Below are 11273 nucleotides of genomic sequence, written 5' to 3' on the forward strand. Positions count from 1 at the left end.
CGGCGGCGCGGTCGGCGGCACGGTCCATCTGGTCGCCGACGGCGGCACGATCACCTCGAACGGCGCCCCGCTGACCGTCACGGCAGGCGGCGTCTCGGGCATCGGCGGCGACGGCGGCACCGGATCGGGGGGCAATGGCGCCGGCGGTTCGACCGTGGTCGATCAGGGCGGCCGCGTCGTCTTCGAGGCGCTGGCGACATCGAACCCGGGCCAGATCAATCTCGGCGACACGGTGATTCAGGCCAATGGCGGCCTTGCAGGGCGCATCGAGATGCGTAGCGGCGGCAGTATCGCGATGAACAGCCTGACCGCCGAGGCACTCGGCCTTGCGGACCCGACCAACAACGACACCGGCGCGGCTCCTGCCGGGATCTTCTTCGCCACCACCGGCGGAACGATCTCGACGGCAACGGCAGGCGACATGACGCTGCGGACCGACAGCTCGATCGGCGTCTATGGCCAGAGCGGCGGGCAGGTCAGCGCGGGCGGCAACCTGACCATCGATGCGGGTGATCAGGTCGACATCCGCCACGACAATCGCGGCGAGGCGGCCAATCCGACCCTGTTCGCGACCGGGAACCTCGCAATATCCGCCGTGACCGGCATCAGCGGTGCGCCCGGTTCGCTGCTGAGCGCCGGCAACACGCTGACGCTCGCAACCACCGGCGCCGGCGCCAGTATCGGCGTCGACCGGCTTGCCGGAGGCGACATCGTCGTCACCACCGCCGGCCTCGCCGGCATCGGACATGCCGAAGCGGTGGATGATTTCACCGCGAATGCCGGAAGTTTCCGCACCGGGCTCAATACGATCATCACCGGCGGCGACATCTCGGTCACTGCAGCCGGAACGATCGATCTCGGCAATTCGACCGCGGGCGGATCGGTCTATGCTGCGGGACAATCGATCGCTTTCAACACGGTGACCGCCGGGACATTCGTCAACTTCTTCGCGCTGGGAACCGGCGCCGGAGACGGCATCTTCGGCAATAATCTGACCGCGCAGGCCAACAGCATCACCATGATCGCGCCGAGAATCGGCGTCACCGGCACGCTGAGAGCGGGCACCGCGCTCCGCGCCACCGGAACCGCCGGCGACGTGGCATTCGGCCTGGCCGAAGTGGGAGGCGACATCTCGATCTTCGCCCAGACCAATCTGTCGGGCGTCTATCGCGCCGGCGGCAACATCAACCTGGTCGCCGGCGGTAATGCGACCGTCGAAGCCGACGCAGCGGGCGGCTATGCCCCGCCGACGGGCGGCCCCGCGTCCGAAGGCTATGTCTTCGTCGATGCGGGCGGCAATGCGACGCTGACGGACAGCAGCGCCGCAACGATGCTGGGCGTCCGTGCAGGCGGCGCGGCGAGCCTGAACGGCGCGGCTGCGGGCGAGGATGTCTTCGTCCTCGCAGGAACCACCGCGACGCTATCGAACATTTCGGCGGGCGACGACCTGACCGTCCAGGCGCCCGGAGCAATCAGCGTCACCAACGCCGCGACGACCGGAACCGGTCCCGACGGCCGTAGTGTGGTCTATGCATCGAGCAGCCCGTCACCCGGCCTGTTCCTGCAGACCGCGGCGACGCCGGCGGACCTGTCGAACATCATGCTGTCCGGCGGCGCGAACATCACGGCCGCCAACGTCAACGCCTTCGACAATCTGACCGCGACCGCAGCCGGCGCGCTCACGGCAGCGGGGCCCCTCGTGGCGGGGAATGACGTCGTGATCACCGCCAACGCCGTGACGCTGGCGGACATTCCATCGAGCGGCGACCCGATCGACACGATCCGCGCCGGGCGCGATATTGCGATCGCCTCCGCATCCGACATTTCGGGCGGCGGCACCCTGAACGCCGGCCGCAACCTGACGCTGGATGCCGCCGGATCGATCGCGATCACCGGTGGCGAGAGTGGCGCCGGCGGCCAAATGACCCTGACCGGCATCACCGGGATCGACGCCGACCGGCTTTACAGCCGCGGCACGACGACGCTGACTGCCGACAATGGCGCCGTTCGTGTCGGTAGCCTGAGCTCGCTCGGCGACGTCAGCGTCAGCGCGAACAGCCTCGACATCGGAACCAACGGGCCGATCACCTTCGCGAATATCGTCACCGACGTCGGCGATGCCACGATCGGGTCGAACAACCGGCTGATCGTCGATAATGCCACCATCGCGGGCACCGCGCGCTTCGGCAATAGCGGCGAGCACATGATCATCCGCAACCTGACCGCCGCCGCCGCCGAGTTCAACGCCAACGAAATGCTCTCGATGACCAGCGTCAGCGTGACGAATGACCTGAGCGCCGATGCCGGCACGACGATCGCGATCGACGGCGTGGTGACCGGCCGCAACATCTCGCTGGCCTCGGCCGATATCGACATCGCAGCAAGCGGGCGTGTCGGCACCGCGGGTGTGACGCAGGGGCTGACGCTTGCGAACAATGACGACGGGCAGCAGACGTTCGTCGGCGGAACGGGTTCGAAGGATGGCTATCATATCGATGCCGACGAGCTGACCCGCCTGTTCGGCACCGACATCGGAGTCTTCGCGCCCGCAGTGAACGCGGTCGGCCCACTTTCCGTCGGCAGCCCCACGCCCCCCGACGTGATCGTCGACAGCTTCACCATGACTGGCGGCGCGCAGGGATCGAACCTCGGCGCGGGCGGCTCGCTGACGATCCGCACGCCGGGCAAGATGCGCGTCGTCGGCAATGTCCAGCTGACCGGCCTGTCGGACGACAATGCGCTGGGTCTGATCGCAGACGACGCGCTCGAGGTCATTCTGGGTCAGGGCAGTGTGCGGCTTCTCGGCGCGAACAATGCACCGGGCGGCCGGCTCAACATGGCGTCGGACGACATCATCGTCGCGACCGAGGCCGCCATCGCCGATGTCGCGAACGCGGCCACCACCGACGCGATCAACACGCGGCTCGGCCAGAACGACGGTGTCACCCTCGACGAGGGGGCGCTGTTTGCACGCGGCATCCGGTTCAGCGCCGGTGGCGGCGTCTATGTCCAGAACAGCGGGGCCGGCACCGATTTCGGCCAGCGCCGCGGGCTGACCTTCGGCGCGGGCGGGCTCACCATTCAGACCAGCGGACCGTCGCGGATCGTCATCAACGGCGTCCACCTCGGCCCGAACGGACAGGTCACCGGGCTCGACACCATCCCACTGCTGACGATCGCGCCCGGTTCGACGGGTACGCCGGGAAGCTTCGATCCGCGATCGACCTTCAACGGCTGCCTGATCGCCAACACGGGAAGCTGCACCGCGGTTTCGTTCGACCCCGGCACCCTCTTTCCGGTTCAGGACGTGGTCGAGGAGGAGGCCGACAGCGATGGCGACAGCGGCGACGGCACCAGCCTGCCGACCGCGCTGATCACGATGCGCGACCTCGATCCGCTGAGCGGCGAGCCGCTGCTCGACGATCCGGTCACCGGCGCGGGCAACGACGATCTGTGGACGCCGATCACCGATAGCCAGCAGCCGTAAGTCTTTCGTTGACGCGGCGCCTTCGCGCGGGGCAAGGGCACGGCTATGACCGACGCCCCTGCCCCCTTGCGGCTGTTCAACAGCCTGACGCGCAGCCTGGAAACCTTCCAGCCCGTCCACCCTGGCGAGGCGCGCGTCTATAGCTGCGGGCCGACGGTCTATAACTATCCGCATATCGGCAATATGCGCGCCTATGTCTTCGCCGACACACTCGGCCGGACGCTGACGCACAAAGGCCACAGGCTCACTCACGTCATCAACATCACCGACGTCGGCCACCTGACCGACGACGCCGACGCGGGCGAGGACAAGCTGGAAAAGGCCGCGGCGGAGCGCGCCCAATCGATCTGGGACATCGCGAAACATTATACCGAGGCCTATTGGGCCGATGTGCGGGCGCTCGGCATCCGCCAGCCCGCGCACTGGTCGATCGCAACCGAATATGTCCCGCAGATGATCGAGTTCGCGAGGACCATCGCCGACCAGCATTGCTACGAACTCGACAGCGGCCTCTATTTCGACACGACGACGGTCGCCGACTATGGCCGCCTCGCGCGCCACGCCACCGATGAAGGCGAGAGCCGGATCGATCCCGTCGATGGCAAGCGCCACCCCGCCGACTTCGCGATCTGGCGCAAGACCCCCGCGGGCGAGACACGCCAGATGGAATGGGAGTCGCCCTGGGGCCGCGGCGCGCCCGGCTGGCATCTCGAATGTTCGGTGATGTCCGAAGCCCTGCTCGGCTTTCCGTTCGACATCCACACCGGCGGCATCGATCACCGCGAGATCCATCACCCGAACGAGATCGCGCAGAATCAGGCGCACGCCTGCACGACCGACAGCGGCGCGCGGATGTGGATGCACAATAATTTCCTCGTCGAGCGCAGCGGCAAGATGTCGAAAAGCTCGGGCGAGTTCCTGCGGCTGCAACTGCTGATCGACAAGGGCTACCACCCCCTCGCCTATCGCCTGATGTGCCTGCAGGCGCATTATCGGTCGGAGCTGGAATTTTCGTGGGAAGGCCTCGGCGCGGCGCTGACGCGATTGAAGCGGCTGGTGATGGCGGCGGCATCGGTGCGCGATGTCGAAGCGGGCGCGGTTTCGGATCGCCGTCTCGTCGACCTGCTCGCCAGGTTTGATGCGGCAATGTCCGACGATCTCAACACGCCGGTCGCGCTGACGCTGATCGAGGAGGCGGCGGCGCTGAAAAAGATCGACGCCGGGCAGAAGCGCAGCGCGCTCGCCGCGATGGACGACGTGCTGGGGCTCCAGCTCCTGACGCTTTCGCGCGAGGAACTGCGCGTGCGACCGAAGAACGCGACGATCGGCGAGAATCAGATCGAGGTGACGCTGGCGAAACGCAGGGAAGCGCGCGCCGCAAAGGATTTCGCCGCGTCCGATGCTCTGCGCGACCAGCTCATCGCGGCGGGGGTCGAAGTGATGGACGGCGATCCGCTCGGCTGGGATTGGCGGCTGGACAATTAATCGCCCTGCCCCGCTTGCGGGTGCCGCGGGACATCGGCATGGTTGGTTGCAAAACCGAACGGAAGAACTGCCCGATGACCAAAACCGTCACCGTCCTGTCCGGCTTGATCCGGCCGCTCGTCGAGGCCCGCCTGCCCGACTGGGTCGAACCGCGTTTCTTCGCATCCAAGGAAGAGGCGATGGCGCTCGCGCCCGAGGCCGAGATCGGCTGGTTCGACATGTACGACAAGCGCGACATGGCGGCCGCGATCACTGCGGCGACGCGGATGAAATGGCTCAATTCGATCTACGCCGGGGTAGACGGGATGCCGCTCGACCTGCTCCAGACGCGCGGCACGGTCGTGACCAACGGCGCGGGGATCAACGCGATCACCATCGCCGAATATGTCGTGATGGGGATGCTGACCGTCGCCAAGGGATATCGCGAGGTCGTGCGCGCGCAGGACCGGCGCGAATGGCTGATCGAATCGCCGGGCAAGGTCGAGCTTTACGGGTCGAAGGCGCTGCTCCTCGGCTATGGCGCAATCGGCAAGCTGATCGAGGAGCGGCTGAAGGGCTTTGCCGTGGACGTCACCGTCGTGCGGCGCTCGGCGGGGCCGAATACATTGACCCCCGACCAGTGGCGCGCGCGGCTGGGCGAGTTCGACTGGGTCATCCTCGCAGTGCCCGCAACCCCCGAAACCGACCATATGATCGGCGCTGCCGAGCTCGCGGCAATGAAGCCGACCGCGACCCTGATCAACATCGCACGCGGCGCCGTGGTCGATCAGGAGGCCCTCGTCGCGGCGCTCGATGCGAAACAGATCGCCGCGGCCTTCCTCGACGTGACGACCCCCGAACCGCTCCCCGCCGACGACGTGCTGTGGAGCCTCGACAATGCGCATGTCACCATGCACCTGTCGGGCCGCGCGCAGGACAAGATGTTCGTTCGCGCAGCCGAGCGCTTTCTCGACAATCTGGACCGCTGGCATCGCGGGGACAGCGTCGAGCCGCGTGTCGATCTTTCGCTCGGTTACTAGACCGGCCGTTCGTTCTTCAACTCGCGCACCAGCGGCTGCAGCCGCTCGTCATATTTGGCGAGCATCGTGTGCGCCCCCGCATGGTCGTAAAAGCTCACCAGCTCGCGCCCGTTCCAGCGGTGGAGCGCATAGGCAGGGTCCTCTGCAACGATCATCGGGCGGTCGTCGGGGTGGTTCTCGTCGATCGGCCTGAGGTCGAGTGAGACCTGCGGCGCGGTGGAGGAGCAGATGGCGATGGTCCGCCCTTCCCACGCGACCGTAACCGCGCGGTGGAGATGACCGCAGATCAGCCCGCGCACCTGGTCGTGGCGGCGGACGACGTCGCCGAAGCGATGGACCCACGGCTCGTCGGGATGCGTATTCATCCATTCGATGCCGCTTTCGACCGGCGGATGGTGCATGACGATATAGGTCGGCTTGGCCTTGTCCTTCGCCAGTTCGGCTTCCAGCCACGCCGCGCGCGCTTCGCAAAAGGCGCCGCCGTGGCGCCCTTCCTCGAGCGTATCGACGGTCACCAGCCGCAATTCGGGCAGGTCGATCGCGTACTGGATGAAGCCGTTGCCGTCGTCGAACCCAGGAAATTGCGCATGGAAATTATCGCGGAGGTCGTGGTTGCCGACGCTCGGCCAGACCGGAAAGGGGCAGCGCGAAAAGGCGGTCGCGAGGCGGCGATAGCTGTCGGCGTCGCCGCGATCGGTGATGTCCCCGGTCGCGAGCAGCAGGTCAGGCCGGTTCGGTCCCTCGATCAGCCGGTCGAGCACGTCGTCGAGCCGTTTGCGGTTATATTCGGCCGGATTGTCGGGATCGAACCCGATATGGATATCGGTGATCTGGGCGATCAGCATGTCCGTTTCCTGCCCCCTGCTCCGGCCATCCGCTTGCGACCGCCCGTCCTTATCCGCCCCGTTTTGCGGCCCGAATCGCCGCTGTGCGCCACGTCACATCGTAAAGGCCCCGCGCCTCGGGTCCTGTGATCGATGTCACAGCATAGACGCCGCGGGGTGGACGATCGGTAACCATCGACATATTTTTCTTGCGCTGACGCTCGGGCATCCACGGTTTGCCGCCGTCCGAATGATATTCGTGGCACATTGCACACGAGGATCGGGTCGGCTCCTTCACCTTCGCGATCGTCGCACCGTTCTCGCCGACATGGCAGGTGCGGCACGGCGCGAGTCCCGGAACCAGAAGCTGCTCGGAACGCTGCGATCGGGGCGCTTCGGTATGGCAGGTCGCGCACTCGACCTTGGCATGGCCGGGGTCGGCATGATCGAACCAGCCCTTCGACAGGAAGCGCGGCGACTGGACGACCTTCTGGACGCGCCAGCTGTTGCCCGACGCCGGTGCGAAGACGGTGTGGCAGTCGTAGCAGGCCCCGCCCTTCGAGAAGACCGCGCGCACCGCATCCTCGGCGCGGCTCGGGCGCACCGCAACCTCGCGGAAATAGATGTTGTAAACCTGCCCCTCGGCATAGGCGCCGGGCCGCCGCCGTTCCATCCCGCCGAGTTGCAGCGGGCGGCTCGGCGGGGTCGAGCGGTAATAGGCGAAGAGGTCGGCGACGACCTGATCGGGTTCGCCGTGGCGCAAAGTGCGCGTCACCCCGCCGACGGTCTCGAAGGCGAGGCTGTGGCACATCGCGCAATCGCGCTCCATCTCGACCGGCTTCATCCGCACCCCGTCGCTCTCGGGCCGGTGGCAATTTTCGCATTCGAGCTTGTTGCCGAAATCATAGCGGCCGCGGAAGCTCGCCGCCATGCGGGCGACGCCGCCGGTCGCGCTCAGGTGGATGTCGTGCGGGAATTTGAGACCGTTATAGTCGAGCGGTGCCTTGCCCGACGCGCGGACCGGCTTCGCGCCCGGCGCGGGATGGACCCACGGCCGGAATTCGGGATGGAGCGTGCCGAAATCCGCGGCATCGGCGACGGTCGGCTTGAAGCCCGCCTCGATCAGCCGCGCCTTCATCCCGTCGTGGCAGTCGGCGCAGAATTTCTGCGGTGTCGCGGGCATCGGCCCGGCGCCCTCATGCTCGGTATGGCACCCGACGCAGCGCCCCTGCGGCTTGTTGAAAGTCTTCGCGAACCCGGCGAGGATACGCTCGCCGACCCCCGGCGGATGGCGCGCCGCGAGCAGCATCGCGGTCGGCGCATTGGCGTGCGCCATGCTCATCGCCTTATGCTCGCCGGTGTGGCAGCCGACGCACGCCTTGTCGGTCACCGCGACGAAGGGCTGGACGTGGCACGACTGGCAGTCGTTCTTGAGGCTGGCGTGCGCGCTCGACAGCGGCCCCGGCGACCAGGCCATATCGGCGTGATAGCCCTGCGGCCGCTCATCGACAGCCTTGAAGCTGTGCCACGCCCAGATCGGCCCGATCAGGAAGGCGAGCAGGACGATGACGCCGAAGGTCCAGGCGCCCATCCGCTTGCCCGGCATCACCCCGGCGAGCGAGAAGGCTTTCGCCTCATCGACGTCCTTCGACGATTGCGACAATTCGTCGATCCGCTCGACGAGCAGGATGATGGCATCGCCTTCGCGCGCGATCGTCAGGCGGTGGCCGCCGAAGCGCAATTCGGCGCCCGCGGCGCTGTCGATGTCGGCGACCTCGACGGTGCGGCCGTTGAAGTCGAACCCCAGCCCTTCGCTCGCCGCGACACGGACATGGCGGCCATCGGCGCTTGTGATCGCCGCGTGCTGCGGGTTCACGGCCAGATCGGCGATATGGATGATGTTGCCGGCGTCGCGGCCGAGCGTGATCGTGTCGCCGGGCAGCGCCTGGTCGCGGATGATCTGCTTGCCCGTCTTCGTCGTCGAGATGCGGCGCAGGATGAAGCTCATGGTCTCCCTCTCCCCGCCTTACCAGTAGAAGAAGACGCTGATGATATGCGCCGACAGCGCCGCGATCAGCGCGAAGGTCAGCGGCACATGCACGTAAAGCCAGATTTCGAGCAAAGCCCGGATGCGGAGATGCTGGCGCAGCCGCGCGAGTGCGGCCTCTTTCTGCGAGAGCAGCCCGATCACCTTCTCGCGCGCGTCGGCATCGCTGCTGCGCGATACGCGGAGCGCACCAAGCGCGGCGGCGGTGGCGCATCGGGGGTAGCGCCCCGACAGGCGCGCGCCGATGCCGCCCGCGAACGGGTCCTCGTCGAGCGCCGCGAGCACCGGCGCGGTGTCCTCGGGCGTCAGCGGCTGCGCCGCGGCGTGCAGCTGACGATCGAAGGCGCGGATCGCCTCGAGCATCTGCATCTGCGTCATCTCGTCACGATTGTTCGAGAGCGCGGCGGGCAAGGTCGCATAGACGACAACGCCGTAAAGCCCCGAGAGGATCACCAGCATCATCAGCACCCAGGCGAGCGTGTGGACGTTCCAGCCAAGCTGAAAGCCCGTGTGCCACGTCCCGATGACGATCAGGCTGAGCCCGAGATAAACGTGCGCCGAGGTCCACGCTTTCAGCGACCAGTGATCGCTCGTCATCTTGCGCTTGCGATAGCCGAGCGCGGTCAGCCACAGGATCAGCAGCGCGCCGATCGTGCCAAGCGTATAGCCGTACCAGCTGCCGCCATTGGGCCGCGGCGTCACGTCGATCAGCGCGTAGCTGACGATGATGAGCAGGCAAAGCCCGCCCGAAATCTTCGCCCAGCGGAAATTGGCGTAACGCAGGAAGCCCTCGTGCCGCCGCTCGCGCACGCGCTCGGTCTGGGTCGCCTTGCTGCGACGCCGCTGGAACAGGCTCGCCATCAGCCCGCATCCTCCTGCAGCCGCGCGATCGACAGGAATTCCTCGGGCGAGACCCGGATCGCGGCGCCGGTCGGACACGCCCGCACGCAGGCGGGGCCCCCCGCAATACCCTTGCACATGTCGCACTTCACCGCGATCTTCTTGGGCTTTTCATCGCCGAGCTGTTTCTTGGTCCATTTGGGCGACGGCTCGCCGGGCCCGGGGCCGAAGCCGGTGAGCAGCCAGCGCAGCAGGCCCGGCTTTTGCGGCGGCGCCGCCTCCATGCGGATCACGCCATAGGGGCAGTTGCGCATGCAATTGCCGCAGCCGATGCAGCCGGGCTCCATGAACACTTCGCCGTCGGGCCCCCGGTGGATGACGTTCGGCGGACAATCGGCCATGCAGTGCGGATGCTCGCAGTGGCGGCAGCTCGTCGGGACGTGCAGATGCGCGAAGGTCTTGCCCGCTTCGCGGTCGAGCCGCGACAGGCCCTCGTGGCTGTCAGCGCACGCCTTCTCGCAATTGTCGCAGCCGACGCACAGATTCTCGTCGATCAGCAGCGCGTCGGTCGCCTCGCCCAGCCCCTCTTTCATAATGAAGCTGGCGGTGTCCGAATAAAGATCGACCGCGCCCGAATAGCTCGCCTTGCGCGATTCGATGAAGCTGTTCATCTGCGCGCGCTCGGCGACCGCGGCCTCGGTCGCTTCGCGCACCTGCGGCCGCGCGGCGAGCATCTTGCGGAAGCTCTCGCCGGTCAGCTTGATCAGTTCGGCGCCGACCGCGGCCTTGACGGTGGCGTTGCGCGGCGCGCCGCTCAGCACGCCCATCTCGCCGAAGAAGCTGCCGGCGGGCAGATAGCGGAGGAAGATCGGCTTGCCGCCGATGTCCTTCTCGACGACCATCGATCCCGAGCGGATGACATAGACATCGTCGCCTTGCTCGCCCTCGGTCAGCACCACCTTGCCCGCGGGCACGCGCTCGACCTCGGCAGCATCGACCACGGGACCCAAATCCTCGACGGTCAGCCCGCCCTTGAAAATCTGGAGAAGCTGTCGTTCGAGCGAGATGCGGTTGATCGCGCGCTTGGCGCCCGGCACCGACCCCATCAGCTTGAGCGCGGCGGTGCGCGACACCTCGACGAAGATACTGTCCGCCCCGGCGCGGATCGTCGCGCCGCGTTTGCGGCCCGAGATCAGACCGACCTCGCCGAAGATCGATCCCTGCTCGATCGGCACGGTGACGCCGGGCGCCACCTCGACCTCGGCATGGCCGTCGGCGATCGCGAACAGCGACGATCCGGGGTCGCCCTTCTCGAACACGATGTCGCCCTTGCGGTAAAAGGCGACCTTCGAATCGAGCATGAACTCGCGCATCTGGAGCGGCGAGACGTCGGCGAATATGCGGACCCGCTCGCGCAGATAGTCGAGCCATTCGCTGACCGATTTCTGCTGCGGCAGGGCCGCGAAGATCGCCGCCAGATCCTTTTCATCCGCCGGGGTCAGGCCGGTGTTGCCGTTGATGAACTCGACGACGTCATAGCCCTGGTTCATGCAATGCTTGATCAGCGGATA

At 66.9% G+C, this 11273-nt stretch carries 7 protein-coding genes; 3 read left to right on the forward strand and 4 right to left on the reverse strand.

Annotation, left to right across the window (positions count from 1 at the left end; all coding sequences use genetic code 11):
* The 3 genes from ACE3SL_RS10110 to ACE3SL_RS10120 all read left to right on the forward strand — a co-directional run.
* Positions 1–3487, forward strand: a 3487-nt coding sequence (locus ACE3SL_RS10110; protein ID WP_374525609.1) for a beta strand repeat-containing protein, incomplete at its 5' end; no start/stop codon positions are given.
* Between the two features lie 45 nt (positions 3488–3532).
* Entirely contained in the window at positions 3533–4972 is a 1440-nt protein-coding gene (cysS, locus tag ACE3SL_RS10115) for a cysteine--tRNA ligase (protein ID WP_374525610.1), read from the forward strand.
* A 74-nt stretch (positions 4973–5046) separates the two neighbouring features.
* A complete protein-coding gene (locus ACE3SL_RS10120; protein ID WP_374525611.1) occupies positions 5047–5991 on the forward strand; it encodes a D-2-hydroxyacid dehydrogenase in 945 nt (314 codons plus the stop codon).
* Here ACE3SL_RS10120 and ACE3SL_RS10125 read toward each other — a convergent pair.
* The 4 genes from ACE3SL_RS10125 to ACE3SL_RS10140 form a co-directional block, all read right to left on the reverse strand.
* Positions 5988–6836, reverse strand: coding sequence for a metallophosphoesterase (locus tag ACE3SL_RS10125; protein WP_374525612.1), 849 nt, complete (start codon positions 6834–6836; stop codon positions 5988–5990). The two genes, ACE3SL_RS10120 and ACE3SL_RS10125, sit on opposite strands and share 4 nt — an antisense overlap.
* A 49-nt stretch (positions 6837–6885) precedes the next feature.
* Complete coding sequence (locus tag ACE3SL_RS10130; RefSeq protein ID WP_374525613.1) at positions 6886–8823, reverse strand: cytochrome C; 1938 nt, start codon at positions 8821–8823, stop codon at positions 6886–6888.
* Between the two features lie 18 nt (positions 8824–8841).
* On the reverse strand, positions 8842–9723 hold the full coding sequence (locus ACE3SL_RS10135) for a hypothetical protein (protein WP_374525614.1): 882 nt from the start codon (positions 9721–9723) through the stop codon (positions 8842–8844).
* The coding region (locus ACE3SL_RS10140; RefSeq protein ID WP_374525615.1) for a cyclic nucleotide-binding domain-containing protein at positions 9723–11273 on the reverse strand (1551 nt) is incomplete at its 5' end. The genes ACE3SL_RS10135 and ACE3SL_RS10140, both read right to left, overlap by 1 nt.

The sequence above is a fragment of the Sphingopyxis sp. genome (assembly GCF_041916015.1).
Taxonomy (GTDB): Bacteria; Pseudomonadota; Alphaproteobacteria; order Sphingomonadales; family Sphingomonadaceae; genus Sphingopyxis.

Coding starts and splice junctions, on each gene's coding strand:
- cysS (WP_374525610.1), top strand. CDS start 3,533: ATGACCGACGCCCCTGCCCCCTTGCGGCTGTTCAACAGCCTGACGCGC.
- ACE3SL_RS10120 (WP_374525611.1), top strand. CDS start 5,047: ATGACCAAAACCGTCACCGTCCTGTCCGGCTTGATCCGGCCGCTCGTC.
- ACE3SL_RS10125 (WP_374525612.1), bottom strand. CDS start 6,836: ATGCTGATCGCCCAGATCACCGATATCCATATCGGGTTCGATCCCGAC.
- ACE3SL_RS10130 (WP_374525613.1), bottom strand. CDS start 8,823: ATGAGCTTCATCCTGCGCCGCATCTCGACGACGAAGACGGGCAAGCAG.
- ACE3SL_RS10135 (WP_374525614.1), bottom strand. CDS start 9,723: ATGGCGAGCCTGTTCCAGCGGCGTCGCAGCAAGGCGACCCAGACCGAG.